The organism is Streptomyces sp. NPDC006798, from assembly GCF_040635975.1.
Lineage (GTDB): Bacteria > Actinomycetota > Actinomycetes > Streptomycetales > Streptomycetaceae > Streptomyces.
Genome location: NZ_JBEYIS010000081.1, coordinates 1 through 25,090, shown reverse-complemented (window position 1 = coordinate 25,090; position 25,090 = coordinate 1). Strand labels below are relative to the sequence as shown.

Here is a 25,090-nt window from a genome sequence, read left to right as displayed (position 1 = left end):
ACGTTGCGGGCGGTGGTGGACTGGTCGTGGGACCTCCTCGACCAGGACGAACGCACGGTCCTTCGCCGGCTCTCCGTCTTCGCCGGCGGCTGCGATCCACTGGCCGCCGAGGCCGTCTGCGGCGCCGGGCCCGCCCCCGGAGGCCCCGGCCCTGACGACTCCGACCGGCCCGGTGGCCCGTACGGCTCCGACCGCTCCGGCGAGCCCCGCGACCCGTCCGGCTCCGACCGTCCCCACGGCTCGTACGGCTCCGGTGTCTCCGACGGCCTGGCACCGCCGGCCGCCGATCCGCTCACCGTCCTCGGTTCCCTGATCGACAAGTCCCTGGTGGTCGCCGAGCCCTGCGAACTCCCCGAAGGCACGGTGATGCGCTACCGGCTGCTCGAAACCGTCGCCGAGTACGCCGCCGAACGGCTCGCCGAGGCCGGGGAGACCGCCGCCGTCCACCGCCGCCACCTCGTCCACTACCGCGAACTGGCCCGGACCACCGACCCCCTGCTGCGCGGCCGGCACCAGCGCGCCGCCCTCACCGTCTTCGGCGCCGAGTACGAGAATCTGCGGACCGCCCTCCGCCGGGCCGTCGCCGCCCGGGACGAGCACGAGGCGCTCGTCCTGGTGCTGTCCCTGTCCTGGTACTGGCAGTTGAGGGACCTCAGGACGGAGAGCTACCACTGGAGCACCGCCGCCCGTGAGCTGGGCCCCGACCCCTTCGCCCCCGACACGGCCGCCGCGGAAGCCGTACCGGAACGGCTCACCGCCGCCCCGCCGCCGCTGCCGCCCGCACTGCTCGCCGAGGCCCGGCGGGCCAACGACGTCCTGCGGACCGTCAGCGTCCACCGCGACGCCGACATCTGGACCTCGCCCGAGCAGACGGCGAGGCTGCGCCGGATCACCGAGGTCTACCGTCCCGGGCTGCCCCAGCTCTGCCACTACCCGGCCAGCCTCTGGTTCTTCGGTGTTCTGCTGACCGGCGATCTGCCCCGGCTGCGGGTGGTCTTCGACAGCTATGTCCGGTCGTGCCGGGACTCCGGCGACGAGTGGGGCCTGGCCTTCGCCCTCCAGGCCCGGTCCGGCATCGTCGCCAACGAGTCCACCTGGCAGGGGGACGCGCTCGCCGACGCGGACGAGGCGCTGGAGATCTTCGGCCGGATCGGCGACGACTTCGGTACGGCCGAGGCGCTGTCGTCCCGGGCCGAGGCCCGGGAACGGCGCGGCGACGCCACCGGCGCGGCGGAGGACTTCCTGGCCGCCGTGGAGCAGGCCGAACACATCGGCGCCGACGGCCAGGTCGCCCTGCTGCGGGCCCGGTACGGCGCGGCGCTGACGGAGCTGGGCGGGCCCGAAGCCGTACGGGGCGAGGCCGTCCTCCGTGAGGTCGTGACGGCCCAGGGCGACCGGATCCACGAGGCGACGGCGGTCTCCCGGATCCTGCTCGGCCTCTGGCTGGGGCGCACCGGGCGGCGGGACGAGGCCCGTTCGATGCTGACCGGTGTGGTGGCGCTCTTCGGCGGCAGCATGCTGCTGGTCTTCGCGGGCATGGTCCAGGGGTACGTCGCCTGGCTCGACCATCTCGACGGCCGCCACCGGGCGGCGCTCGACGGCGCGGTCGGGGCGCTGCGGGCCGCCGAGCAGCCGCTCTGCGCGACGGTTGCCCCGCAGTTGCTCGCCACCCATGCCGTGACGGCGGCGGGCGCGCTGGCCGCCGCCCACCCGGAGCGGGTCGCCGAGTCCGTACGGCTGCTCGCGGCGGCCGACGCGGTCCGGGCGGCGCAGCCGCTGGCGGGCTGGGAGCGGGACGCCCGGCTGGCCGTGGAGGCGGAGTTGCGGGCCGTGTCGGGCGACGCCGCGTTCACGGCCGCCTACGAGAGCGGCGGCGGCCTCTCCGTGCAGGAGGCCGCCGCCGGGCTGTGACCACCGCCGTCCGATGGTGGCGGGGGCGCCGTGCGCTCAGCTCTTGGTACGGAACTTGGCGACGGCGAGCGGCGCGGTCACGGCGGTGAGCAGGACGCTCCAGCCGAGGGTCATCAGTACGGCCTCGGCCAACGGCCCGCCGTTGATCATGGCCCGGGCCGCGTCGGCCAGGTTCGACAGCGGGTTGTACTCGGTGAACGTCTCCAGCCAGCCGGGCATCGTCTCCGGCGGCGCGAAGATCGACGAGCCGAACTGGAGCGGCATCAGGACGATCATCGCCATGCCCTGGACGGCCTGCGGGGTCTGCATGGCGATCCCCAGCAGGATGAAGATCCACATCAGGGACGCGCCGAAGAGCACGGAGAGTCCCATGGCGGCCACGACCTCCAGGACGGACGTCTTGACCTCCATGCCGAGCAGAAAGCCCATTCCGAGCAGGATCAGCATCGCGATCAGCATCCGGCCGACCTCGACGACGATCTTCGCGATCAGGACCGAGGAGCGGGCGATCGGCATGGACCGGAAGCGGTCCATCACCCCTTTCTTGAAGTCGTCGTTGACGCCGGTACCGACGGCCATGGCGACGTTCATGCCCATCATGGCCATCAGTCCGGGGACGACGTAGTCGACGTAGTGGTCCTGATTGCCCTTGCCGGAGATGGCTCCGCCGAACACGTAGACGAAGAGCAGGATGAAGACGATCGGCATCAGCAGGACGTCGAACATCGACTGCGGATCGTTTCTGATCTGGAGGGCGTTCCGGCGGACCAGGGCGCCGATGTGCCGCAGATGTGCGCGGAGCGGGATCCGGCCCTCGTCCACGAGACGGGCGGCCCCGCCGGACGTCCGGCCCTTCGGCGTGGCCGGGTTCGCCTTCGCCTTCGCGGACGCCCGGCCGTCGCCGGTCTCGGGGGTCGTACGGGTACTGGTGGTCATGCCGCCGCCCTGTCTTCGTCGCGGTCGTGGTGGGGGTCCGTGGTCGCGGGCGCCCCGGTGATGGCGAGGAACACCTCGTCCAGGCTGGGGAGCTGGGTGCCGATGTCCGCGAGGTCGAAGCCGCGGTCGGCGAGTACCGCGATCACGGCGGTGAGCTGGGCGTCCGCCAGCAGCGGTACGTGCAGGGCGGTGCCGCCCGCGGCCACGGTGGAGCCGTTGATCCCGTCGAGTCCGGTTTCGGCGAGCGCCCGGGCCATCGGCGCGAGGTCCGCCGGGTTCACCGGGGTGATCTCCAGGGTCCGGCCGCCGACCTTGGCCTTCAACTGGTCCACTCCGCCTTGCGCGACGACCCGGCCGCGGTCTATCACGGTCAGTTCGTGGGCGAGTTGTTCGGCCTCTTCCATGTACTGGGTCGTCAGCAGCACGGTCGTCCCCTCGCCGACCATGGTCCGCACCTCTTCCCAGACCTCGTTGCGGGTCCGCGGGTCGAGGCCGGTGGTGGGTTCGTCGAGGTAGAGCACGGTGGGCCGGCCCACCATGGAGGCGGCGAGGTCGAGCCTGCGCCGCATACCGCCGGAGTACGTCGCGGTGGCCCGCCGCCCGGCGTCGGTGAGGGAGAACCGTTCCAGGAGTTCGTCGGCGCGCTGCCGCGCGGCGCGGCGGGGCAGATCGAGCAGCCGCCCGATCATGTAGAGGTTCTCCCAGCCGGGCAGCTTCTCGTCCACGGAGGCGTACTGGCCGGTGAGTCCGATCACCCGGCGCAGGGCCCGGGGCTGGCGCACCACGTCGTATCCGGCGACGGTGGCGGTCCCGGAGTCGGGGACCAGCAGGGTGGAGAGGCAGCGGACGAGGGTGGTCTTCCCGGCGCCGTTGGGGCCGAGCACCCCGAGTACTGTGCCTTCGCGGACGTCGAGGTCCACCCCGTCGAGGGCTTTGGTCGTGCCGTAGTGCTTGACCAGCCCCCGCACCTCGACGGTGATGCCCCCGGCGCCCGGGGTCTTGTCGATGAGCGTCATGCCGTCCACGATGACGGGCGCCGCCGACAGGCCACCGACAGCTCACCGACACGGCCCGACGGCCCGCCGACGGGGGAGGGTCGGCGGGCCGTCGTCCTTACCGTGATGGTTCGAGGGAACCGAGTACCCCGGAGGGGTCTCGGCCCCGGGGGGAGCGCGAGTCCGGACCGACCTCACCCGAGGCGTCTGGTTCTGCCCTCGCCCCGGGTGTCGGCGGGTGAGCCGGATGGGGCGTGCGGTGCTCTGGAGGTGCCGCGCGTCAGCCGTCCGGACCTGCCTCACCCCGGGCAATGGCGAGTGAGCCGAAGGGGCGCGCCGTGTTCTGGAAGGAGAACGCGCGCGGGCCGCGAGGTACGAGCGGCCGAGCACGATCGACTGAAGAACGGCTGAAGCGCCCCGGAGGCGAACCGAGCCCTAAAGAGAGTCAGTGAAAGGTGTGTTCTTCCTGAGGGAACGTTCCGCCTGATACGTCGTCCGCGAAGGCCTTCGCCGCGTCGCCGAGGGTTCGGCGGAGGTCGGCGTACTGCTTGGTGAATCGCGGTACCTTGCCGCTCGTCAGGCCCGCCATGTCGGTCCAGACGAGGACCTGCGCGTCGGTGCCGGGGCCCGCTCCGATGCCGATGGTCGGGATGTGGAGCGAGCGGGTGACTTCGGCGGCGAGTTCGGCGGGGACGAGTTCGAGTACGACGGCGAAGGCCCCGGCTTCCTGGGCGGCTTTGGCGTCGCGCAGCAGCCGGTGGGCGGCTTCGTCGCCCCGCCCCTGGACCCGGTATCCCATGGTGTTGACGGACTGGGGGGTGAGGCCGAGGTGGGACATGACGGGAATGCCGGCCTGGACGAGCAGTTCGGTCTGCGGCAGGGACCGTTCGCCGCCTTCCAGCTTGACGGCGCCGACTCCGGCTTCCTTGACCAGGCGGGTCGCGTGGCGCAGCGCCTGGACGGGGCCTTCCTGGTAGGAGCCGAAGGGCAGGTCGCCGACGACGAGGGCGCGGGTGGTGCCCCGGACGACGGCGGCGGAGAGCAGCGTCATCTCGTCCATGGTGACGGGCACGGTGGTGTCGTAGCCGAGATGGGTGTTGCCCATGGAGTCCCCGACGAGGATGACGGGGATGCCCGCTTCGTCGAAGACGGACGCGGTCATCGCGTCGTAGGCGGTGAGCATGGGCCACTTCTCGCCGCGTTCTTTGGCGGCGGCGATGTCGTGCACGGTGATGCGGCGCGTCCTGGTGCCGCCGTACAGCGTTGTGACGTTCTTGACGTCTTTGGTGGTACCGCTGTCGGCGGCGGCCTCGCGGGCAGCCTGAAGCGTCATGACCTACGGCTCCTTATGTCATCTCGTGGCGCCCTGACGGCGTCCCCGGATCACCCCCCATGGTGGCACTTCGTGCCGCGCTCTGGAAAGGGCGGGGCGGGCCGGGCCGTGCGGCGCGCCCGGCCGTCGGATCGGTGTCCGGTGCGGTGTTTCACAGGTCCGGTCCGGTGTTCCGTCCCCACCTGGGCGGATATGGGGGAACCGGTGGGCCCGCGCGGGGCGTCGTCCAGGGAGAAGGACCGCCCCGGGGCGGTGGACGAAGTACCGTCATCGCCTAGTGTCAGGGCCGAAGCCCGGTGCGTGACGGCGCGATGACGCGTGACGGCGCGAAACGCAGTGCAGTGAGGACGGCGGCGGATGGTTCAGGCGTACGAGACGGATACGGGGAGCGCTGGTCCGGAGGATCCGGGGCAACCGGTCGCCGGATCCGGGTCCCGGTTCCGGCGCCTGCGGACCATCGGCCCGTTCCGGCCGTGGCGGGGGGACGGTGACGGCGGCAAGGGCCCTTGGCGGCGCGGGATCGTGCTCGCCGGGTGTGCCGTCGTCGTGGCGCTGCTGACGGCGCTGCATGCCCAGATCCCCAATCGGATAGGGAATCTGGGTTCCCTGTCGGAGACGTTCCTGCCGTGGCTGGCGGTGCTCACCGTGCCGCCGCTGCTGGTCGCGGCGTTGTGGCGGCGGTCGGGGACGGCGCTGGTGGCGCTGTCGCTGCCGGTCGTGGTCTGGCTGAATCTCTTCGGCGGGCTGATCGCGGACAAGTCGTCGGGCGGTGGTGATCTGACGGTCGCCAGCCATAACGTCAACGCGGGGAATCCCGATCCGGAGGGCACGGCGCGTGAGGTGGCCGGGGCGGGGGCGGATGTCCTGGCGTTGCAGGAGTTGGCTCATGGGCAGGTCAGTGCCTATCGGAAGGCGCTCTCGGGGACGTACGAGTACCACTCGGTGCAGGGCACGGTCGGGTTGTGGAGCAAGTACCCGCTGAAGCAGGTCGCCCCGGTGGACATCCGGATGGGGTGGACCCGGGCGATGCGGGCCACGGTCGCCACCCCTCAAGGCGATGTCGCGGTCTATGTGGCTCATATGCCGTCCGTGCGGGTCAAGATGAACGCGGGTTTCACCGCCAATGAGCGGGACAAGAGCGCGGACGCGCTCGGTGAGGCGATCGCCATGGAGGAGACCGCCCATGTGGTGCTGCTGGGCGATCTCAACGGCACGATGAACGACCGGGCGCTCCAGGCGATCACCTCGCAGATGCGGTCCACGCAGGGCGCGGCGGGTGACGGTTTCGGTTTCAGCTGGCCCGCGTCGTTCCCGATGGCCAGGATCGATCAGATTCTGGTGAAGGGGGCGGAGCCGGTGGACTCCTGGACCTTGCCGCGTACGGACAGTGACCATCTGCCGATAGCGGCGAGTATCAAGCTGCGCTGACGGGCCCGGCCCGTATGCGTGAGGCCGTCCCGGAACCGTCCGGGGCGGCCTCTTCTCCACCCTCGGGTGAACAAAGTGTTCACATCACTTTGTTGGCAATGACATGTTGACAGGGTGGAGTGCGGCTGCGTACGGTCCGTTGCCATGGACGAATCCGCCGGTACGACCCCCGATGTCTTCAACCCCGCCGCGCCCGCCGCCGCCCGGGCGGCCCGGGAGTTCGCCGCCCTGGCGCGGATCGGCGAGCGCCATGCCTCGACCGAGGTACGCCGCCGCCGGCACGTCGGTCAGCCGATGGTCACCCCGCACGAGGCGGTGGCCCTGACGGTGGCCCTCGCGGCCGGTCCCGGACTGCTGGAGGAGGGGGAGCCGGAGATCGACCGGAACGATCTCGTCGCCGCCCTCACCCTGGTCGCCAGGGCGCGCGGCGATCTGGACGTGCTGGAGGAGTCGCTGCTGTCGATGGCCCACGGCCGGGGGCTCACCTGGCAGGAGATCGCCTTCGGGCTCGGGCTCGGCAGCACCCAGGCCGCCCGGCAGCGCCATGAACGGCTCCGGGCGCGGGTGGCGGGCCGGGACTGACCCCGGATCCGGCCCGCCCCGTGTACCGGCCGGGCGGTACGCCGACGCCCCCGCCGCTCCGGTGAGGGGAGCGTGCGGGGGCGTACGGGACGAGCTGTCAGGGCTGCCGGATGCCGACCGGTGGGATTCCGGCGGGCGTCCGGCGGCCTCGCGCGTCAGGCGTGTTCCCGCCACCGGTTGGTGATCGGCAGCCGCCGGTCCTTGCCGAACCCCTTCGCGGAGATCTTGGTGCCCGGCGGGTACTGCCGCCGCTTGTACTCGGCGGTGTCCACCAGCCGCAGTACCCGGGCGACCAGCTCCTCCTCGTACCCGGCGGCGACGATCTCGGCCCGGCCCCGGTCCCGGTCGACGTACAGCTCCAGGATTCCGTCGAGGACGTCGTAGTCGGGCAGCGAGTCGGTGTCGACCTGGTCCGGGCGCAGCTCGGCGCTGGGCGGCTTAATGATCGACGCCTCCGGGATCGGCGGGGTCTCACCGCGTTCGGCGGCGACCCGGTTCCGCCACCTGGCCAGCCGGAACACGGTCGACTTGTAGACGTCCTTGATGGGTCCGTACGCGCCGACGGAGTCGCCGTAGAGGGTGGAGTAGCCCACCGCCAGCTCGGACTTGTTGCCCGGCGCGAGGACGATATGGCCCTCCTGGTTGGAGACCGCCATCAGCAGCGTGCCGCGCAGCCGGGACTGGAGGTTCTCCTCGGCGAGCCCGGTGAGCCCGAGCGCCCCCATATAGGCGTCGAACATCGGCTCGATGGAGACGGTACGGAAGTGCAGCCCGGTCCGGCGGGCCAGCTCCGCCGCGTCGTCCTTGGAGTGGTCCGACGAGTACTTCGACGGCATCGAAATCCCGTGGACGTGCTCGGCGCCCAGCGCGTCACAGGCGATCGCGGCCACCAGCGCCGAGTCGATCCCGCCGGAGAGCCCGATCACCACCGAACGGAATCCGTTCTTCAGGGTGTAGGCGCGCAACCCGGTGACCAGCGCCGCGTACACCTCGGCGTCGTCGTCGAGGCGCTCGGCGCGGGACTCGGCGGCCGGCTCCGGCGCGTACGGCGCCACGGGCTCGGCCGAGACCGTGACATGGTCGATCCGCAGCCCGTCGTCGACCGTCCCGGCCGGTACCGGGCCCGCCGCCGCGAGCTCCAGATCCACGATCATCGTGGTCTCCTCGAACTGCGGCGCCCGGGCGATCACCTCGCCCGCCGCGTCCACGACGATGGAGTCGCCGTCGTAGACCAGCTCGTCCTGCCCGCCGATCATGGCGCAGTACGCGACCGGGCAGCCGGCCTCCTGGGCGCGCTTGCGCACCAGTTCGAGCCGGGTGTCGTCCTTGTCGCGCTCGTACGGCGACGCGTTGATCGAGACCAGCAGCCCCGCCCCGGCGGAACGGGCGGCGGGCACCCGGCCGCCGTCCTGCCAGAGGTCCTCGCAGATCGCCAGCGCCACATCGACGCCCCCGACCCGGATCACCGGCAGGGTGTCGCCGGGCACGAAGTAACGGAACTCGTCGAAGACGCCGTAGTTGGGGAGATGGTGCTTGGCGAAGGCGAGCACCACTTCGCCGCCGTGCAGTACGGCCGCCGCGTCCCGGGGCGCGCCCGCGGGCTGGCCGTACTTCGGCTGGGCCGTGTCGGAGCGGTCGAGATAGCCGACGATCACCGGTACGCCGCCCAGCCCCTCGTCCGCGAGCCGGGCCGCGAGGGCGCGCAGGGCGTCCCGGGAGGCGTTGACGAAGGACGACCGCAGGGCGAGGTCCTCGACGGGGTAGCCGGTGAGCGTCATCTCCGGGAAGGCCACGAGATGCGCGCCCCGCTCGGCCGCCTGCCGGGTCCGGCGCACGACCGCGTCGGCGTTGCCGCCGAGGTCGCCGACCGTGGAGTCGATCTGATTCAGGGCGAGACGTAGTTGAGGCACGGCCTCAGTCTAATCGTCTTTCTGACGCGATGTCCCGGCCGGGTGGTGTGGGCCGCCCCACGCGGGCGGGGCGCGGGGCTCGTACGGGGCCTGTGGCGACCCTTGCCGTACGGCCGGGTCGGACCGGGTCATGGGCGTTGCCCGGCCGCGCCGCGCGGTCCGGGGCGGCGCGGCTCCCGGCCCGTGGCGAGCCGCTGCCGGTACGGCTCCGAACCGGTGCCGGAGCCGTACGGGATGTCTCGCGCGGCTCCGGCCTGCCCGTGCGGCCCGAGCCGCCGCCGGCGGTGTTCCGCGCCGGTCCGGGAGGCGGGGATCCTCCGCCTCCCGGCCGGGCGGCCCGGCGGAGATCCTCGGGGCGCCGGGGGGACGCCGATTGCCGAAGGCATAGGGGGGCGGAGCCGCGCCACCAGCCACGGACGGCGTTCGACCGGTATGCGACATCGCGTGTCACGGGGGCGGTTCCGTTTGCCGGGCAGGGCCCGTCGCCGGTCCGCGGGTGGCTGCTCGCGCAGTTCCCCGCGCCCCCCCCAAAAAAGTCTCCACCCGGCCGCCCCCGCGGGAGGCGGGCAGGACCGCCCGCGCCCGGTCCGGGGGAGCCGCCGGGGGCGGGGCCCCCGGCGGTGTTCCGCGGCCCGTTACTTCCGGTAGCCCAGGACCGTCATCATGCCCGCCTCCGCGTGGTAGACGTTATGGCAGTGGATCATCCACAGGCCCGGGTTGTCCGCGTCGAAGTCCGCGGTCAGCGTGCCGTTGGGGAGGATGACCGCGGTGTCCTTCCGCGCCCCGCCCGGCGTGTTGGCCACGGCGAAGGTGTGGCCGTGCAGATGCAGCGGGTGCCACATCTCCGTCGGGTTGCGGAAGACCGGCCGGACCCGCTCGCCCGCGCGCACCTCGTGGCGCTGGTCGGCGGTGTACGGCTTCTTGTCGAACGCCCAGTCGTACATCTCCATCCCGCCGGTCAGCTCGATCCCGATCTCGCGGTCCGGCTTGCGGGCGGGCAGCGCCACCGACGCGTGGGCGCGCAGTTTGTCCCCGGTGAGCACCCGCCGGGTCAGCTCCGCGGGCCGTACGTTCGCCGCCGGGGCCGCCCCGCCGCCGGTCCGCAGCAGCGCCAGCGCCGTGGCGTTCTTGCCCTCGGCCAGTGCCACCAGGGGGAACACTCCGTCGCCCGCCGTCACCAGGACGTCGTACCGCTCGCCCATGCCCAGCAGCAGCGCGTCCGTCTCCCGCTGGACGACGGGGAAACCGTCCGAGTGGGTCACCGTCATCCGGTGTCCGCCGAGGGCGATCCGGAAGGCGGTGTCACCGCCCGCGTTGATGATCCGCAGCCGGATCCGGGTGCCCGGCTTCGCGGTGAAGGAGGTCGGCGCCTGCGGCGTCCGGCCGTTGATCAGATAGTGGGGGTACGCCACGTCTCCCGCGTCGCCGCCGAGCAGATCGCTCTTGGCGCCCATCATCATCCGCGAAGGGCCGTCGCCGGGGCCCGGCGACTTGGTGGCGGCCGTCTTCCGGCCGCCCATCCCGGTCATGCCGTGGCCCTCGTGGCCGCCGCCGCCCATGCCCTTGCTCAGTTCGGCGAGTACCGCGTCGGGTGTGGAGCCGTCGATCCCGTCGACCCAGTCGTCGAGGACGACCACCCACTCCTCGTCGTACTTCAGCGGCTCCTTCGGGTCCTCCACGATCAGCGGCGCGTACAGCCCCCGGTCCTGCTGGACGCCCGAGTGGGGGTGGAACCAGTACGTGCCGGGGTGCGGCACGGCGAACCGGTAGTCGAAGGTCGCGCCCGCCTTGACCGGTGCCTGGGTCAGCCCCGGCACGCCGTCCATGTCGTTGCGGAGGGCGAGCCCGTGCCAGTGCAGGGACGTCGTGTCGGGCAGGTTGTTGGCGAGGGTGAGGGCCAGGGTGTCGCCGGCGGTCACCCGGACCTCCTGGCCGGGCAGCCGGTCGCCGTACGCCCAGGTCCGCACGGACCGGCCGCCGATGTCCAGGGTCGTGGCGGTGGCCGTCAGCCGGACCTTCCGCTCGGGGCCCTTGCCCCGCTTGGCCTCGGCCGCCTTCACCTCGGGGCCGTCGGGCGCGACGAACCCGCCGGGCGCCCCGGCCGCCTTCGGCGCGCCGCCGCCCTGGCCGCCGCCGTTGTGCCCGGCGTGGCCGCCCTTGCCGCCGTCGCCGGAGCAGGCGGCCAGCGCCGCCGAACCGGCCACGGCGAGGGACGCGCCCAGCAGGGCGCGGCGATTGAGGAACTTGTTCGTACTCATGGGAGAGACACCTCGTGCTGTCGGTACTGAGATGGACCGGCCCTGGTCCGGGCCGTACGGATCCGTCACCCGGGCCGCCCTCTCCGGGCGGCCGCGGGTTTCTAGATCCGCAGCACCGACAGCTGTGCGAGACGTATCCGGGGTGGTGGCGACGGCGGCCCGGCCCGGGCCGCGACGGCGGTGACCCCGGCGCGCGGGGCGAGGCCCGCCGTACCGCGCCGCCGGAGCCAGACCCCGGCGACTACGAGCAGGGCGCAGCCGAAGACCCCGAGGACGGCGAGACAGACCGTGGTCGGGTCCATCGAGCCGGGCCCGGGTACGGCTCCCCGGACGACGGGCAGTACCACCGGGGGCCGCGCCTCGGCGGCTTCCGGGGTCCACGAGGCGGGGGAGGCGTGGGAGACGGCCGAGTCGTGGGAGGTGTTCGTGAGGGCCGGGGCGTGTGCGACCCCCGGTGACTGTGGCTGCGACTGCGACGTCGATGGTGACGGCGCCGCGTGCGCGGCGGCCGGAGTCGTACCCCCGCCGTGTCCCGGCGAGGGGTGGCCCACGGTGTGCATGGTGACCACGCCGAAGAGCAGCGCGAGGAAGAGCGTCAGCCGCCCCGCGTGCCTTCCATGACCCCTCACCATGATCCGCATGTTACCCCCACCGGGTATGCGGATGTACCCCCACCGGGTATTCGGCGCGATCGTGGGACCTCAATTCGGCCGACTGTGCGGGATCATGGACGGATGATCCCCGCACTCATAGCCGTCGGAGCCCTCGTCTACACCGCCTGGCTCCTCGAAGCCGTCCTGGCGACGGGGCTGGACCCGGTGGGGACGTACGTCAGTGAACTCGCGGCCGAGGACCAGCCGTTCGGTACGTTCTTCCGGAGTACCGACCTGGCCGCGGGTTCCCTGGTCCTCGCGGGCGCCGTCTGGGCCGTCGTCCGCGCGGTCCGCGGGCCGCGCGAACCCTGGACCCTGATCGGCTGGGCGGGTGTCGCCTTCTTCGGCGCCGCCACCGCCGTCGACTCCCGGCTGCCGCTGAGCTGCACCCCCACCGCCGACCCGGAGTGCGCCGCCCGGGAAGCCGCGGGCCTGGTGCCCGCCACCCATACCGCGCACGCCGTCAGCAGCTCGCTCGCCATGACCGGGGCCCTGATCGGCATCGTCGGACTCACCTACGCCGCCCGCCGCTACGGACGGCTGCCCGAGCTGGCCCGGTTCGGCCCGGCTCTCGTCGTCCTCGCACTGGCCGCGACCGGCTGGACCCTGGGCTCCATCGCCGCCTTCGACGCCGGGCACGGGACCTGGGGCCTGGGTATCGGACAGCGGCTCCAAGTCCTCTTCGTGGCCGTCTGGCTGGGGCTGCTGGCGCTTTCGCTCGCCCGGGAGACGGCCCGCCGCGCGCCCGAGGGCCGGCAGGACACGAACCCGGACGCGGACGCGGGCCGGGAAGCGGATCCGGGTACCGGGCGGCCGGAGACGGTGACGGGATGACGGGCGGGGTGACGGACGGGGCGATGTTCGTCCGGGTCGGAGGCGTACCGCACCATGTGGCCGTGGCGGGCGAAGGGCCCGTCGTCGTCCTCAGCGCCGGGCTCGGCCTCGGCTGGTTCGACTGGAACCCGGTCGTCCCGCTGCTCACCCCGTACCGCACCGTCGTCCGCTTCGACCGGCCCGGCCACGGGCTCAGCGCCCCGGCGGGCACCCCGCCCACCGCCGCCGGGGAGGCCCGGCGGATCACCGGACTCCTCGACGCCCTGGGCCTCGGGGACCGCCCGGCCACCGTCGTCGGCCACTCCGTCGCGGGCTTCCACGCCGAGGCGTACGCCCGGCTCCACCCCGGCCGGACCACCGGTGTCGTCCTGGTCGACTCCAGCGTCGAGGAACGGGCCGTCGCCCCGGCCGCGCCCGCCCTCCGGACCGCCGCGGCCCGCGCGGTCGGCGGGACCCTGGGCGCCCTCGGGATCCCGGCCGCGTTCGGGCCCCCGGTACGACGGCTCGCGGTCCGCCTCTCCCGTACCGGCGGCGGCGACCCGGCCCCCGCCGAACTGGTCCGCGCCGTCTACGGCACCACCCGCGTCCTGCGCGGCGCCCTGCTGGAGAACGCCCACTACACGGCCGTCGCCGCCGAACTCCTCGCCCTGCGCGAGCGCCGCCCGCTGCCGCCGGGCGCGCCGGTGACCGTACTCGCCGCGACCGCCGGGGGGCGGCGCTGGACCGCGCGGCAGCGGGACCTCGCCCTGGCCCTGGACGCCCGGTTCCGCGAGATCGGCCCGTCCGGGCATCTGATGATGCTGGACCGCCCGGACGCGATCGCCCGGGCGGTCCTGGAGCCGGGTCCGCCACCGCCCGACGGGGCCGCCCCGGCCGGTATCGGCGGGAACGGCCGGGGTCAGGACGACCGGGCGTAGACCCGCTCCACCCAGCCCGCGAGCTGGTCCTCCGGCAGATGCTGCGCCAGATCCGCCTCACTGATCATGCCGACCAGCCGCTTGTCCTCGATCACCGGCAGCCGCCGGATCTGGTGCTCCTCCATCTCGTGCAGTACGTCGTCCACGCCCGCGTCCGCCGCGATCCAGCGGGGCGTGCCCCGGGCCATCTCCCCGGCGGTCACCTTCGCCGGGTCGTGCCCGACCGCCACACAGCCGATGACGATGTCCCGGTCGGTCAGGATGCCGCAGAGCCGTTCGTCGGCGTCGGCGATCGGCAGCGCCCCGACGTCCAGCCGGGCCATCAGCTGGGCCGCCCGGTCGAGGGTCTCGTGGGCCGGGATCCACTGGGCCCCGGGGTGCATGATGTCCTTGGCTGTGGTCATGGTGTTCGCGTCTCCTCACGGTCGGCGTGCGACACCGTCCCCCGGGGTCGGCGGGCCGGTGCGCCGGTACGTTGTCCATGGTGGTTCCGCCGTTCGGGTGAGGCGACCGCGCTGAGCCGAACGGGTGACACCGGCGGCGCGAACCCGCGAACGGAGCCGGACGGGACCGGGGACGAGGGACCCCTGCGAGACCGGACGGCGAGGAGAGGGGGACCGGGTGCGATGCCCCGGCTGACCTTGCGTATCACCGGAGAGGAACTGCCCGGCACCGACCTGGGCGGCTTCCGCCACATCCATGTCGGGGCCCAGCGCCGCCGCGACCCCGACCAGCTGGTACGGGCCGAAGCGGGTACGACCGCCGTCTTCGAGATCCCCGTGGAGACCGTGACCGGCGCCGACGGCGCCACCGACTTCCGGGGACCGTACGTCCAGGGCCCGCGCGGCGCCCGGTTCGTCTATCTCACCTGGGGCGAACTGCCGCCGGACGGCACGTTCGCGATGTTCCGCCGGGCCAAGATCTTTCTGGCCGATCTGCCGGTGGAGGCGGCGGCCGGAGGTCTCGCCGAGACCCGGGTCGGGCTCACCGACGAGCAGGGAATGCCCCGGTGCGCGGGGCTCAGGCCCCCGCTGATCAGCTGGTCCCTGAGCTGACCCGGCGGGGATCGCCGCGAGGCGCCGGGGCCGTACGCCCGCCCAGGTGAGGAAGGCGTACGGCCCCGGAGCCCCGCCCGGCTCCAGGGCGCCCGGACGGAGCCGTGGCGGCGGCCCCGGAGCCGTAGCCGCGCGTACGGGGCCACGGCCCGGCGGACTACGAAGGCGGCCGGGCGCCCCGCTCCTTCAGCAGATCGGCCATCAGATCCAGCTCGGAACGCTGGCCCTGCACCATGCCCTCGGCGAGCTGCCGCTGCGCCCCGGGGGAGCAGAGGTCCACACACCCCTGGGCCATGTCGACGCCGCCCTTGTGGTGGGCGGTCATCAGCCGGAGGTACTCCACCTCGGCCGCCTTCCCCCTCAGGGCGCCCAGCTTCTCCAGCTGTTCGGGTGTGGCCATCCCCGGCATCCGGACGTCGCCCGTCTTCGCCGTGTGCCCGTCATGGGCGTCGCTGCCGGACATCCAGGCCATCGGCTCCCGCTCGGGCGCGACCGGGGTGAGCCCCCACTGGTCCAGCCAGCCGAGCATCATGCCCCGCTGGTTGGCCTGGGTGTTGATGATGTCGTAGGCCAGCCGCCGGATCTCCTCGTTCTCCGTCCGGTCGCGGACGATGAACGACATCTCCACCGCCTGCTGGTGGTGGACCGACATATCGCGGGCGAAACCGGCGTCCGCCGAGTCCGTCGCCGGGGCGGCGGCCCCGGACCCGGCCCCGGAGTCACCGTCGCCCGCCGATGCGACCGTGGCCGCCCCGGCGAAGATGAGCGCGGCGGCGACGGCCGTGGCCGCGATCCAGCGCGTCCCGTTCATCACGGTCACTTCCCGGTCACCCCGCCCGAGCAGGTGGCGCCCTTCTCCGGGGTCTGCTCACCGAGGACGTACTTGGCGAAGAACTTGTTCACCCGGGGGTCGTCCGCCGAGTCCACCGTGAGCTGCTTGCCCCAGGCCGTCAGCATGATCGGGCCCGCCTGGTCCTTGAAGGGGCTCATCAGGGAGTAGGCGGTCTTCCCGACCTTCTTCTCCAGCTTCTCCACATCGGCCTTGGCCGCCTTGTCGGTGTAGGTGACCCAGACCGCGCCGTGCTCCATCGAGTGGACGGCGTTCTCGTTGGGGATCGGCTCCTTGTAGACCTTGGCGTCGCAGTTCATCCAGTTGGTGTGGTGGTCACCGCCGACCGGGGGCTTGTCCGGGTAGCTGACGGCGCCCTTCACATGATTGGCGGAGAGCTTCTTGGCATCCCACACCTTCTCGCCCGTGATGGGCTCCTTGCGCTCCGCGACGGCCTGCTTCTCCTCCGTGTTCTCCTGGTTGATCACATAGACGCCGAAGCCGACGAGACCGGCGACGACCACACCGCTGATCCCGATCGTCAGGATCCGGTTGCGCCGCTCACGGGCCGCCTCCAGCTTCCGGGCCGCCTCTATTCGGGCTCTGCGGTCGTGGGCCGCGTTGTTCTTGGCGTAGCTGGGGGAGTTCTTGCGGGAAGCCATGGGGGTGCGTCCTTCGTCAAGGGGGGAATCCGCTGCCACATGAGGCTGCGAGCAACGGGAGGAAGAGACAAGAGGCCGGCCGGAACCATCGGACGCGAAGCGATCCGGGGTCCGGTTCCGGTCCGTTTCTTCCTAGATCCGCAGCACTTGGAGGACATGCAGGCCGGGCGCGCGCGGCCGGGCGTCGGTACGGGCCGGGCCGCCCGTGCCGGAGGGAGCCGCGACACCGGGCCGGAGCTCCCCGGCGAGCGGCGCGGTGTCCAGCGGCGGGGCGGTGAGCACCGCCGCGCCCGGGACGGGATGGAGCCCGCACGGGCCGCCGTCGTTCGGACAGACGAAGGAGGGCAGGCCGTCGGGGGGTGTGGAGCCGGTCACCGAGATGACCCCGAGCCCCCGGTCGCGCTCCGGGTGATGGCCGTCGGCGGCGATGCTCAGACAGAGCACGAGCGCGCCGATGAGCGTCGCGGCGGCACTCAGCAGTGCCACGGGACGCGTACAGCGGCTGAGGCGGCGGAGCCGGGGACCCCCCATAGCCGCTGATCGTAGCGACGGTCGCGGCCGGGCACCTCACACGGGGCGGAATTCGGTGCCCGGGAGCGCGCCGGGCCGCTCCGGCGGCGGTTCGCGGGCAGGTGCGCGGGGCGCGCGGAACGGCTCGTACGGCCCGGTGGGGGCGGTTTCGAGGACCGTGCGACCCGGCGGGCGCACCCGCCACAGGGGCCTCGGGGTCGTCGCCGACCGGACTCTGACACACAATGGGGCTCGGCCCGGGTACGCAACCTGCCGGAAACCCGTGGATGCGATGCTCCTCGTGGTGTTCAGGTGCTTCGGGCGCGCCCCGGGGAGCGCGCCGGGCTCGACCGGCAACGATTGGGTGGAAGAGGAAGCCGCAATGGACAAGCAGCAGGAATTTGTGCTCCGGACGCTGGAGGAGCGCGACATCCGCTTCGTGCGCCTGTGGTTCACCGATGTGCTGGGCTTCCTGAAGTCCGTCGCCGTCGCCCCCGCCGAACTCGAACAGGCGTTCGATGAGGGGATCGGTTTCGACGGCTCCGCCATCGAGGGATTCGCCCGGGTCTACGAATCCGACATGATCGCCAAGCCGGACCCCGGCACCTTCCAGATCCTGCCCTGGCGCGCAGAGGCCCCCGGCACGGCCCGGATGTTCTGCGACATCCTGATGCCGGACGGCTCGCCGTCCTTCGCGGACCCCCGCTATGTCCTCAAGCGCATGCTGGCGAAGGCGTCCGACCTCGGGTTCACCTTCTACACCCACCCCGAGATCGAGTTCTTCCTGCTGAAGGACAAGCCGGTCGACGGCAGCCGCCCCGTACCGGCCGACAACTCCGGCTACTTCGACCACACCCCGCAGAACGTCGGGATGGACTTCCGCCGCCAGGCGATCACCATGCTGGAGTCCATGGGCATCTCGGTCGAGTTCAGCCACCACGAGGGCGCCCCGGGCCAGCAGGAGATCGATCTGCGGTACGCCGACGCCCTCTCCACGGCCGACAACATCATGACGTTCCGGCTGGTGATGAAGCAGGTGGCGCTGGAGCAGGGGGTCCAGGCCACCTTCATGCCGAAACCGTTCAGCGAGTACCCCGGCTCCGGGATGCACACCCATCTCTCCCTCTTCGAGGGCGACCGCAACGCCTTCTACGAGTCCGGCGCCGAGTACCAGCTCTCCAAGATCGGCCGCTCGTTCATCGCCGGACTCCTCCGCCACGCCGCCGAGATCTCCGCCGTCACCAACCAGTGGGTCAACTCCTACAAGCGCATCTGGGGCGGCTCGGCCCGCAGCGCCGGAGCGGGCGGCGAGGCCCCCTCGTACATCTGCTGGGGCCACAACAACCGCTCGGCGCTGATCCGGGTCCCGATGTACAAGCCGGGCAAGACCGGCTCCTCCCGGGTGGAGATGCGCTCCATCGACTCCGGCGCCAACCCCTATCTGACCTACGCCGTCCTGCTCGCCGCCGGACTGCGCGGCATCGAACAGGGCTATGAGCTGCCGCCCGGCGCCGACGACGACGTCTGGGCGCTCTCCGACGCCGAACGCCGCGCGATGGGCATCGAACCGCTGCCGCAGAACCTCGGCGAGGCGATCTCCCTGATGGAGCGGAGCGAACTGGTCGCCGAGACGCTGGGCGAGCACGTCTTCGACTTCTTCCTCCGCAACAAGAAGCAGGAGTGGGAGGAGTACCGCTCCGAGGTCACCGCCTTCGAGCTGCGGAAGAACCTGCCGGTGCTGTAAGGCCCCGCCGCCCCGCTGTCTCCGGGCGCCCGGTCCCGTCCCCGACATGCGGAAAGCGCCGGGGGCGGTGACCCTGGAACTGCGGGGGCGCGCAGTGCGGCGAAAGGGTGACCCCATGTCCGTGTTGGACAAGCTCAAGCAGATGCTGAAGGGCCACGAGTCGAAGGCGGACACGGCGGTCGACAAGGCGGGCGACGCCTTCGACGCCAAGACCCAGGGGAAGTACAGCGGCCATGTCGACAAGGTCCAGGACCAGGTGAAGAAGCAGTACGGCGGCGGCACCGGCGGCGCGCCCGGTGGCGGTGCCGGGCCGGGCGGCCCGCCGCCGCAGGGCTGACGTACGCCGCCGAGACGGCACGCGGCCGGGACCCCGGTGAGTCCGGGGGTTCCGGCCGCGTCGTCGTACTCGGGGGTCGGGCCCTATCGCTCGGAGAGCGGCGTCGGTGCCTCCTGGACCGCCCAGCCGTTGCCGTCCGGGTCCGAGAAGAAGAGGAAGGAGTTCCACTCCCCGCCCTTCCCCCCGGTCCAGCCGTTCTCCCCGAGATGCGTCACCTCGGAGACCTCCACGCCCCCGGCCGCCAGCGCCTTCCGGGCGGCCTCGATATCCGTGACGCAGAGCTGGAGTCCGCGTACCGAACCCGGCTCCCCCTGTGCCTGGGCCGGATGGGGCGGGAAACCGCTGTTCATCGCGATCGAACAGCGCGAACCCGGCGGCGTCAGCTGGATCACCCGGATGCCCGGGGCGACCTCCTGGTCGAGATCGGCCCGGAAGCCGCAGCCCTCGACATAGAACCGCTTGGCTCGATCCAGGTCGGACACCGGCAGATTGACGACTTCCAGGGTGATGTCCACGGCGGGACTCCTTCGTGTTTGCGTCGGTAGGTTCGTTGCGGCCGGGGCGAGTGGTCAGCCGGTGGCGGGGAAGCGGAAGCGGGTCTGCGCGTACGGATCCTTGGCGAAGCCGAAGGCCGTACGGGGTGCCACCCGGAACACCAGGGCCGGACCGCCGTCCCCCACGAGGACGCCGTCACCCACCTCGAACGTCCAGTCCGGGCCGTACTTCGCGAGGTACGCGGCGGCCAGCGCGCCGAGCCGGTCCGGGTCCGTCAGCCGGACCGCCGTCCCCTCCACCACCAGATCGTGGCCCTCGGTCAGGGTGTTGTTCCCGGTGGTGAGGACCACCTCCGCGTTCTCCCGGAGATTGCGCGCCTTGCGCTCGTCGGCGCCCGTACAGAAGTGCAGGGCGCCGTCGAGCCAGACCGCGATCAGCGGGGTGACGTGCGGACGGCCGTCGGGCCGCACGGTCGACAGCCAGAAGAGCTCGGCCCCGGCGAGCATCCGTTCGGCCGCCGCCCAGTCGAGGGCGCGGGCGGCGGGATCGCTGTAGCCGGGGTCCAGCTCGGTACGCGGTACGGATGAATCGGTCATGACGCGCCTTTCCACTCGGAGTGTCCTGTCTGACGCCCGGGGCGTCGTGCTGTGGACCGAAACGGGTGCCGCGACTCATCGGCGAACGCGTCGGCGATGCAGCAAATCACTCATATGTTCGAATCCCGATGGGTTCAGTCTGGCACGAACGGACGCCGTCCGCCGGGAGTTCGGGATCATCCGATCGCGTGTCGTACGCCGTACGGGGTACATCCCGAACGGGCCCGTGACCATGGTGGTGCTCCGGCCGGAGAGCCGGCGGAGACCCGCCGGAGATCCGGATCGCGGCGACACCGGGTGAGCGGCCCGCGGGTCTTTGGCTAGGCTCGACGCCTGACCAACACCCTGGGACGGGAGCGGCGGGATGACGACGGTGCCGGTACCGGGACGCCGAAGCAGTACCTTCACCCGACTGCTGCGGTACGGATTCACCGACCCCGCCGCCGCCGGGCAACTGCTCGCCCTCCCCGCGCTCGCCCCCGTCGGCGCCGACGGCCTGCTGCTCGACGCGCTCGGCGCCACCGCCGACCCCGATCTCGCCCTCGCCGGACTCGCCCGGATCGTCGAGGCCCAGCCCGACGGCGACGACCGGGTACTCATCGACACCCTCACCACCGCCAAACCCCTGCGCGACCGGCTCCTCGGCGTCCTCGGCGCCTCCGAGGCCCTCGGCGACCACCTCGCCCGGCACCCCGGCGACTGGCGGGCCCTCGCCACCTACGAATCGGCCGACCTCAACCCCGGCGTACCCGAGTTCGAACACTGCCTGGCGGACGCCGCCGACCCCGTCGCCCTCCGCGTCGCCTACCGCCGCTGCCTCCTCTCCATCGCCGCCCGCGACGTCTGCGGCACCACCGACGTCGCCCAGACCGCCGCCGAACTCGCCGACCTCGCCGTCGCCACCCTGCGGGCCGCCCTCGCCATCGCCCGCACCGCCGCGCCCGAGGACGCGGGCCACTGCCGGCTCGCCGTCATCGCCCTCGGCAAATGCGGCGGCCGGGAACTCAACTACGTCTCCGACGTGGACGTCGTCTTCGTCGCCGAACCCGCCGGAGGCGCCGACGAGAACACCGGAATGCGCGCCGCCACCCGGCTCGCCTCCCACCTCATGCGGATCTGCTCCGAGACCACCGTCGAAGGCACCATCTGGCCCGTCGACGCCAACCTCCGCCCCGAAGGACGCAACGGGCCCCTCGTCCGCACCCTCTCCAGCCATCTCGCCTACTACCAGCGCTGGGCCAAGACCTGGGAATTCCAGGCCCTGCTCAAAGCCCGCGCCGTCGCCGGGGACCCCCTACTCGGCGAGGAGTACATCGAAGCCCTCTCCCCCTTGGTGTGGCAGGCCGCCGAACGCGAGAACTTCGTCCCCGACGTCCAGAAGATGCGCCGCCGCGTCGTCGACAACATCCCCGCCGCCGAGGTCGAACGCGAACTGAAACTCGGCCCCGGCGGGCTGCGGGACGTCGAATTCGCCGTCCAGCTCCTCCAGCTCGTCCACGGCCGCAGCGACCCCACCCTGCACAGCGGCAGCACCCTCGACGCCCTCCAGGCCCTCGCCGCCGGCGGCTACGTAGGACGCGTCGACGCCGCCCAGCTCGACGACGCGTACCGCTTCCTGCGCGCCATGGAACACCGGATCCAGCTCATCCGGCTCCGCCGCACCCACCTCGTCCCCGAAGACCTCGACGAACTGCGCCGACTCGGCCGCTCCCTCGGCTTCCGCGCCGACCCCGTCACCGAACTCAACCGCGAATGGCGACGACACGCCTCCGTCGTCCGCAGACTCCACGAGAAACTCTTCTACCGGCCCCTCCTCGACGCCGTCGCCCAACTCGCCCCGGGCGAGGCCCGCCTCAGCACCAAAGCCGCCGGACAGCGCCTCGAAGCCCTCGGCTACGCCGACCCGGCCGCCGCGCTCCGGCACATCGAAGCCCTGGCCTCCGGCGTCACCCGCAAAGCCGCCATCCAGCGCACCCTGCTCCCCGTCCTCCTCGGCTGGTTCGCCGACTCCGCCGACCCCGACGCCGGACTCCTCGGCTTCCGCAAAGTCTCCGACGCCCTCGGCAAAACCCCCTGGTACCTGCGGCTGCTCCGGGACGAGGGCGCCGCCGCCGAAAACCTCGCCCGCGTACTGTCCGCCGGACGGCTCGCCCCCGACCTGCTGCTCCGCGCCCCCGAAGCGGTCGCCATCCTCGGCGACCCCGGCGGGCTCACCCCCCGGACCCGGGCCCACCTCGAACCCGAGATCCTCGCCGCCGTCGGCCGCGCCGACACCGCGGAGGCGGCGGTCGCGGCGGCCCGCGGCGTCCGGCGCCGCGAACTGTTCCGTACCGCCGCCGCCGATCTGATCGCCTCCTACGGCACCGAGGACAACCCGGCCGAAGCCGACACCGGCGCCCTCGTCGACCAGATCGGCGGCGCCCTCACCGACCTCACCGCCGCCACCCTCGCGGGCGCGCTCCGGGCCGCCGTACGGGCCCGCTGGGGCGATGAACTCCCCACCCGCTTCGCCGTCATCGGCATGGGCCGCTTCGGCGGCCACGAACTCTCCTACGGCTCCGACGCCGACGTCCTCTTCGTCCACGAACCCCGCGAAGGCGTCGGCGACCAGGAAGCCGCCCGCGCCGCCGGCCTCGTCGTCGAGGAGATGCGCCGACTCCTCCAGCTCCCCACCGCCGACCCGCCGCTCCTCATCGACGCCGACCTCCGCCCCGAAGGCAAGAGCGGCCCCCTCGTCCGCTCCCTCGCCTCCTACGAGGCGTACTACCGCCGCTGGTCCCTCGTCTGGGAGAGCCAGGCCCTCCTGCGCGCCGAACCCATGGCGGGCGACCCCGCCCTCGGCGCCCGGTTCATGGCCCTCGCCGACCCCCTCCGCTACCCCGCCGAAGGCCTCGGCGACGACGCCGTACGCGAGATCCGCCGCCTCAAGGCCCGGATGGAATCCGAACGCCTCCCGCGCGGCGCCGACCCCACCCTCCACACCAAACTCGGCCGGGGCGGCCTCAGCGACGTCGAATGGACCGTCCAGCTCCTCCAGATGCGCCACGGCTGGTCCGAACCCGGCCTCCGCACCACCCGCACCCGCGAAGCCCTCGCCGCCGCGCACGCCGCGGACCTCATCGCCGCCGAGGACGCCCAGATCCTCGACGAGGCATGGGTCCTCGCGACCCGGGTCCGCAACGCGGTGATGCTGGTCCGAGGCCGCCCCTCCGACACCTTCCCCTCGGACACCCGCGAACTCTCCGCCGTCGCCCGCTACCTGGGCTTCGCCCCCGGCCACGCGGGCGACATGCTGGACACGTACCGCAGGGTGACACGCCGGGCGCGGGGCGTGGTGGAGGCGCTCTTCTACGACACGTGATCGCCTCCCGCGGGGGCGCCTCCCGCTGTGGGGTCCCTGCTCCCCGGGCCGCGCCCGGCGACCTGATGTCGTCGGCGGTCCGCGGCCCGTCGGTGGCTGTTCGCGCAGTTCCGCCCCTATGCCTTCGGCGATGGACCCCCAGCGCCACCTAGTGCTCTCCCCGGCACCGCCCCTGAGGGGGATCCCGTCTCTCTGCGAGGGCGGCGAGGAGGGCAACCAGGGGCGCGGGAAACTGCGCGACCGGCCAGCCACGGTCCGCAGGCCGCGAACAAGAACCAGTGGCTGGGCGCGGCGCGGGGCTATGGCTGGCCGGGGCGGCCGGGGAGGTGTGTGAGGGACTCCGTATAGGACTCCAGGCGCGTCGCCGCCGCGGGGTTCAGGGACTTGAGGGTCAGCGGGACCGGCTTGTGGCGGTCGAGGGCGGTGAGCGGGGCGTCCGGGGGGTGGCCGATCCATCGGACGACGGGAGCCACCGCTTCGGACACCTCGCGGGCGAAGAACCGCCCGAGGAGCTTGATCGACGCCCGGACCAGCGGCGTCGGATGGTTGTCGGCGCCGCTGCGGGTGAAGCCGGGGTGGTAGAGGACATAGCGCGCCCGGCTGTCGGAGTGCGCGGCGAAGGCGACGCCCAGCAGGTCATTGGCGCGGCCCGCCTGGAGCTGGGCGCGGATCTGGCCGTAGTCGTGGGTCAGTTGGGGGTCGGCCCAGTGGATCCGGCCCGCCGTGTTGCCGACTCCGGCGATGTTGACGATCACCGGGGCGGGTGCGGCGTCGAGCAGGGGGGTCAGCAGGCGGCCGAGGAGGTAGCGGCTCAGGTAGTAGAGGGCGAAGGTGGATTCCAGGCCTTCGGCGGTCTCCCGGCGTTTCGGGTGGACCCGGTTCGCGAAGAGGGCCAGCGCGTCGAGGGATTCGTACCGCTCGTGGATCGCGGCGGCGACCCGTTCGTTCTCGGCGATCGACGAGAGGTCCGCCCGCAGGAAGCTCAGCCGCGGGTGCGCGGTTTCGGCGAGCAGGGCGCGGCCCTTCGCCTCGTCGCTGCCGATCACGGTGACACGGTCGCCCGCGGCGAGCCTGGCCAGGGCCGTCGCGCGGCCCATGCCGTCGGTGCCACCGCTGATGAGCACGGTCTTCGGCGGTTGGTCGGGCACGGGTTCCTCCATAGGCTCGGTACGGACCGCTCCATCGTGAGCCGCCCCGTCACAGGCCGAAAGAAGGCACTTCGATGTCCGGTACGAACACTGGTGTTCCTTCGGTGCTCGCCCATGAACTGCCCCGTCCGGTGCCCGCGGACGAGCTGGCCGCGTGCCCGGTCGGGGACGTCTTCCGGCGGGTGGGCGACAAATGGAGCATGCTGCTGGTGATCATGCTCGGCGGGCGTCCCTACCGGTACAACGAACTGCACCGGTCCGTGGAGGGCATCAGCCAGCGCATGCTGACCCGCACCCTGCGGGCTCTGGAGGCCGACGGGCTGGTCCGGCGCGATGTGCGGCCGACCGTGCCGCCCGGGGTGGAGTACAGCCTCACGCCGCTGGGCCGTACGCTCCTGGAGCCGCTGTCGGCGCTCGCCGACTGGGCGGTTCGCCACGAGGCGGAGATCAACGAGGCCCGGGAGCGGTACACGCCCTAGGGCGTGTCCGGAAAGTCCCGCTTGGCCCGCGACGCCCGGCACGCACAATCGCTGTGTTGTCGGGATTCCCAAGTACGTCCAGTACGAGGGAAACCCTCCGCCTTGCGATTGCACGCA

General features: G+C 72.5%; 23 protein-coding genes. 10 read left to right on the top strand and 13 right to left on the bottom strand.

Features of this window, described 5'->3' with window-relative positions:
* A partial coding sequence (locus tag ABZ714_RS32810) for a hypothetical protein (RefSeq protein WP_358829016.1) occupies positions 1 to 1,911 on the top strand: 1,911 nt, incomplete at its 5' end.
* 36 nt (positions 1,912 to 1,947) lie between these two features.
* Here the strand turns inward: ABZ714_RS32810 and ABZ714_RS32805 are convergent.
* The 3 genes from ABZ714_RS32805 to panB all read right to left on the bottom strand — a co-directional run bounded on the left by ABZ714_RS32805 (position 1,948) and on the right by panB (position 5,175).
* On the bottom strand, positions 1,948 to 2,847 hold the full coding sequence (locus ABZ714_RS32805; protein WP_358829015.1) for an ABC transporter permease: 900 nt from the start codon (positions 2,845 to 2,847) through the stop codon (positions 1,948 to 1,950).
* Complete coding sequence (locus ABZ714_RS32800) at positions 2,844 to 3,863, bottom strand: ATP-binding cassette domain-containing protein (RefSeq protein ID WP_358829014.1); 1,020 nt, start codon at positions 3,861 to 3,863, stop codon at positions 2,844 to 2,846. The genes ABZ714_RS32805 and ABZ714_RS32800 overlap by 4 nt, the downstream gene beginning before the upstream one ends.
* Positions 3,864 to 4,287: 424 nt before the next feature.
* Entirely contained in the window at positions 4,288 to 5,175 is an 888-nt protein-coding gene (panB, locus tag ABZ714_RS32795) for a 3-methyl-2-oxobutanoate hydroxymethyltransferase (protein WP_358829013.1), read from the bottom strand.
* 357 nt (positions 5,176 to 5,532) lie between these two features.
* Here panB and ABZ714_RS32790 point away from each other — a divergent pair, with 357 nt between their 5' ends.
* Together ABZ714_RS32790 and ABZ714_RS32785 are read left to right on the top strand one after the other, a co-directional pair.
* Positions 5,533 to 6,603, top strand: a complete 1,071-nt coding sequence (locus tag ABZ714_RS32790) for an endonuclease/exonuclease/phosphatase family protein (RefSeq protein ID WP_358829012.1) — start codon at positions 5,533 to 5,535, stop codon at positions 6,601 to 6,603.
* Between the two features lie 144 nt (positions 6,604 to 6,747).
* Entirely contained in the window at positions 6,748 to 7,185 is a 438-nt protein-coding gene (locus tag ABZ714_RS32785; protein ID WP_358829011.1) for a DNA-binding protein, read from the top strand.
* 155 nt (positions 7,186 to 7,340) lie between these two features.
* Here ABZ714_RS32785 and ABZ714_RS32780 read toward each other — a convergent pair whose 3' ends face one another.
* The 3 genes from ABZ714_RS32780 to ABZ714_RS32770 all read right to left on the bottom strand — a co-directional run bounded on the left by ABZ714_RS32780 (position 7,341) and on the right by ABZ714_RS32770 (position 11,985).
* Positions 7,341 to 9,095 (bottom strand): NAD+ synthase, encoded by a 1,755-nt coding sequence (locus ABZ714_RS32780; protein ID WP_358829010.1) that lies wholly within the window; start codon positions 9,093 to 9,095, stop codon positions 7,341 to 7,343.
* A gap of 635 nt (positions 9,096 to 9,730) precedes the next feature.
* Positions 9,731 to 11,353 (bottom strand): multicopper oxidase family protein, encoded by a 1,623-nt coding sequence (locus tag ABZ714_RS32775; protein WP_358829009.1) that lies wholly within the window; start codon positions 11,351 to 11,353, stop codon positions 9,731 to 9,733.
* Between the two features lie 101 nt (positions 11,354 to 11,454).
* Positions 11,455 to 11,985: a hypothetical protein gene (locus ABZ714_RS32770; protein WP_358829008.1), complete on the bottom strand. Its 531-nt coding sequence runs from the start codon at positions 11,983 to 11,985 to the stop codon at positions 11,455 to 11,457.
* Positions 11,986 to 12,087: 102 nt separating this feature from the next.
* Between ABZ714_RS32770 and ABZ714_RS32765 the strand changes: the two genes are divergently transcribed.
* The gene (locus ABZ714_RS32765; protein ID WP_358829007.1) at positions 12,088 to 12,840 is read left to right on the top strand and encodes a DUF998 domain-containing protein; all 753 of its coding nucleotides are present in this window, start codon (positions 12,088 to 12,090) and stop codon (positions 12,838 to 12,840) included.
* Positions 12,837 to 13,757, top strand: a complete 921-nt coding sequence (locus ABZ714_RS32760; RefSeq protein ID WP_358829006.1) for an alpha/beta hydrolase — start codon at positions 12,837 to 12,839, stop codon at positions 13,755 to 13,757. Before ABZ714_RS32765 ends, ABZ714_RS32760 begins: the two co-directional genes overlap by 4 nt.
* Here the strand turns inward: ABZ714_RS32760 and ABZ714_RS32755 are convergent.
* The gene (locus ABZ714_RS32755) at positions 13,739 to 14,161 is read right to left on the bottom strand and encodes a CBS domain-containing protein (RefSeq protein ID WP_358829005.1); all 423 of its coding nucleotides are present in this window, start codon (positions 14,159 to 14,161) and stop codon (positions 13,739 to 13,741) included. The two genes, ABZ714_RS32760 and ABZ714_RS32755, sit on opposite strands and share 19 nt — an antisense overlap.
* A gap of 222 nt (positions 14,162 to 14,383) precedes the next feature.
* Here ABZ714_RS32755 and ABZ714_RS32750 point away from each other — a divergent pair, with 222 nt between their 5' ends.
* Positions 14,384 to 14,812, top strand: a complete 429-nt coding sequence (locus ABZ714_RS32750; RefSeq protein ID WP_358829004.1) for a DUF5990 family protein — start codon at positions 14,384 to 14,386, stop codon at positions 14,810 to 14,812.
* Between the two features lie 157 nt (positions 14,813 to 14,969).
* On the opposite strand, the gene ABZ714_RS32745 is transcribed toward ABZ714_RS32750, so the two are convergent.
* The 3 genes from ABZ714_RS32745 to ABZ714_RS32735 form a co-directional block, all read right to left on the bottom strand.
* Positions 14,970 to 15,623: a DUF305 domain-containing protein gene (locus ABZ714_RS32745; RefSeq protein WP_358829003.1), complete on the bottom strand. Its 654-nt coding sequence runs from the start codon at positions 15,621 to 15,623 to the stop codon at positions 14,970 to 14,972.
* Positions 15,624 to 15,628: 5 nt separating this feature from the next.
* Positions 15,629 to 16,303: a DUF3105 domain-containing protein gene (locus ABZ714_RS32740; RefSeq protein ID WP_358829002.1), complete on the bottom strand. Its 675-nt coding sequence runs from the start codon at positions 16,301 to 16,303 to the stop codon at positions 15,629 to 15,631.
* A gap of 132 nt (positions 16,304 to 16,435) precedes the next feature.
* On the bottom strand, positions 16,436 to 16,789 hold the full coding sequence (locus tag ABZ714_RS32735) for a hypothetical protein (protein ID WP_358829001.1): 354 nt from the start codon (positions 16,787 to 16,789) through the stop codon (positions 16,436 to 16,438).
* 406 nt (positions 16,790 to 17,195) lie between these two features.
* Between ABZ714_RS32735 and glnA the strand changes: the two genes are divergently transcribed.
* Together glnA and ABZ714_RS32725 are read left to right on the top strand one after the other, a co-directional pair.
* Complete coding sequence (gene glnA / locus ABZ714_RS32730) at positions 17,196 to 18,557, top strand: type I glutamate--ammonia ligase (RefSeq protein WP_358829000.1); 1,362 nt, start codon at positions 17,196 to 17,198, stop codon at positions 18,555 to 18,557.
* A 115-nt stretch (positions 18,558 to 18,672) separates the two neighbouring features.
* Positions 18,673 to 18,894: an antitoxin gene (locus ABZ714_RS32725; RefSeq protein WP_358828999.1), complete on the top strand. Its 222-nt coding sequence runs from the start codon at positions 18,673 to 18,675 to the stop codon at positions 18,892 to 18,894.
* Positions 18,895 to 18,977: 83 nt separating this feature from the next.
* On the opposite strand, the gene ABZ714_RS32720 is transcribed toward ABZ714_RS32725, so the two are convergent.
* Together ABZ714_RS32720 and ABZ714_RS32715 are read right to left on the bottom strand one after the other, a co-directional pair.
* Positions 18,978 to 19,409: a VOC family protein gene (locus ABZ714_RS32720; RefSeq protein ID WP_358828998.1), complete on the bottom strand. Its 432-nt coding sequence runs from the start codon at positions 19,407 to 19,409 to the stop codon at positions 18,978 to 18,980.
* 54 nt (positions 19,410 to 19,463) lie between these two features.
* Entirely contained in the window at positions 19,464 to 19,985 is a 522-nt protein-coding gene (locus ABZ714_RS32715; RefSeq protein WP_358828997.1) for a pyridoxamine 5'-phosphate oxidase family protein, read from the bottom strand.
* A 364-nt stretch (positions 19,986 to 20,349) separates the two neighbouring features.
* On the opposite strand from ABZ714_RS32715, the gene ABZ714_RS32710 reads away from it, so the two are divergent.
* Positions 20,350 to 23,346 (top strand): bifunctional [glutamine synthetase] adenylyltransferase/[glutamine synthetase]-adenylyl-L-tyrosine phosphorylase, encoded by a 2,997-nt coding sequence (locus ABZ714_RS32710; protein WP_358828996.1) that lies wholly within the window; start codon positions 20,350 to 20,352, stop codon positions 23,344 to 23,346.
* Between the two features lie 299 nt (positions 23,347 to 23,645).
* Here the strand turns inward: ABZ714_RS32710 and ABZ714_RS32705 are convergent, their stop codons facing one another.
* Positions 23,646 to 24,494, bottom strand: a complete 849-nt coding sequence (locus ABZ714_RS32705; protein ID WP_358828995.1) for an SDR family NAD(P)-dependent oxidoreductase — start codon at positions 24,492 to 24,494, stop codon at positions 23,646 to 23,648.
* Between the two features lie 74 nt (positions 24,495 to 24,568).
* On the opposite strand from ABZ714_RS32705, the gene ABZ714_RS32700 reads away from it, so the two are divergent.
* Entirely contained in the window at positions 24,569 to 24,973 is a 405-nt protein-coding gene (locus tag ABZ714_RS32700) for a helix-turn-helix domain-containing protein (RefSeq protein WP_358828994.1), read from the top strand.
* Positions 24,974 to 25,090: the final 117 nt, after the last annotated feature.

Bases quoted from the DNA above. Each gene is read 5' to 3' on its own strand.
- ABZ714_RS32805 (WP_358829015.1), bottom strand. From the start codon at position 2,847: ATGACCACCAGTACCCGTACGACCCCCGAGACCGGCGACGGCCGGGCG.
- ABZ714_RS32800 (WP_358829014.1), bottom strand. From the start codon at position 3,863: ATGACGCTCATCGACAAGACCCCGGGCGCCGGGGGCATCACCGTCGAG.
- panB (WP_358829013.1), bottom strand. From the start codon at position 5,175: ATGACGCTTCAGGCTGCCCGCGAGGCCGCCGCCGACAGCGGTACCACC.
- ABZ714_RS32790 (WP_358829012.1), top strand. From the start codon at position 5,533: ATGGTTCAGGCGTACGAGACGGATACGGGGAGCGCTGGTCCGGAGGAT.
- ABZ714_RS32785 (WP_358829011.1), top strand. From the start codon at position 6,748: ATGGACGAATCCGCCGGTACGACCCCCGATGTCTTCAACCCCGCCGCG.
- ABZ714_RS32775 (WP_358829009.1), bottom strand. From the start codon at position 11,353: ATGAGTACGAACAAGTTCCTCAATCGCCGCGCCCTGCTGGGCGCGTCC.
- ABZ714_RS32770 (WP_358829008.1), bottom strand. From the start codon at position 11,985: ATGGTGAGGGGTCATGGAAGGCACGCGGGGCGGCTGACGCTCTTCCTC.
- ABZ714_RS32765 (WP_358829007.1), top strand. From the start codon at position 12,088: ATGATCCCCGCACTCATAGCCGTCGGAGCCCTCGTCTACACCGCCTGG.
- ABZ714_RS32760 (WP_358829006.1), top strand. From the start codon at position 12,837: ATGACGGGCGGGGTGACGGACGGGGCGATGTTCGTCCGGGTCGGAGGC.
- ABZ714_RS32755 (WP_358829005.1), bottom strand. From the start codon at position 14,161: ATGACCACAGCCAAGGACATCATGCACCCCGGGGCCCAGTGGATCCCG.
- ABZ714_RS32750 (WP_358829004.1), top strand. From the start codon at position 14,384: ATGCCCCGGCTGACCTTGCGTATCACCGGAGAGGAACTGCCCGGCACC.
- ABZ714_RS32745 (WP_358829003.1), bottom strand. From the start codon at position 15,623: ATGAACGGGACGCGCTGGATCGCGGCCACGGCCGTCGCCGCCGCGCTC.
- ABZ714_RS32740 (WP_358829002.1), bottom strand. From the start codon at position 16,303: ATGGCTTCCCGCAAGAACTCCCCCAGCTACGCCAAGAACAACGCGGCC.
- glnA (WP_358829000.1), top strand. From the start codon at position 17,196: ATGGACAAGCAGCAGGAATTTGTGCTCCGGACGCTGGAGGAGCGCGAC.
- ABZ714_RS32725 (WP_358828999.1), top strand. From the start codon at position 18,673: ATGTCCGTGTTGGACAAGCTCAAGCAGATGCTGAAGGGCCACGAGTCG.
- ABZ714_RS32715 (WP_358828997.1), bottom strand. From the start codon at position 19,985: ATGACCGATTCATCCGTACCGCGTACCGAGCTGGACCCCGGCTACAGC.
- ABZ714_RS32710 (WP_358828996.1), top strand. From the start codon at position 20,350: ATGACGACGGTGCCGGTACCGGGACGCCGAAGCAGTACCTTCACCCGA.
- ABZ714_RS32700 (WP_358828994.1), top strand. From the start codon at position 24,569: ATGTCCGGTACGAACACTGGTGTTCCTTCGGTGCTCGCCCATGAACTG.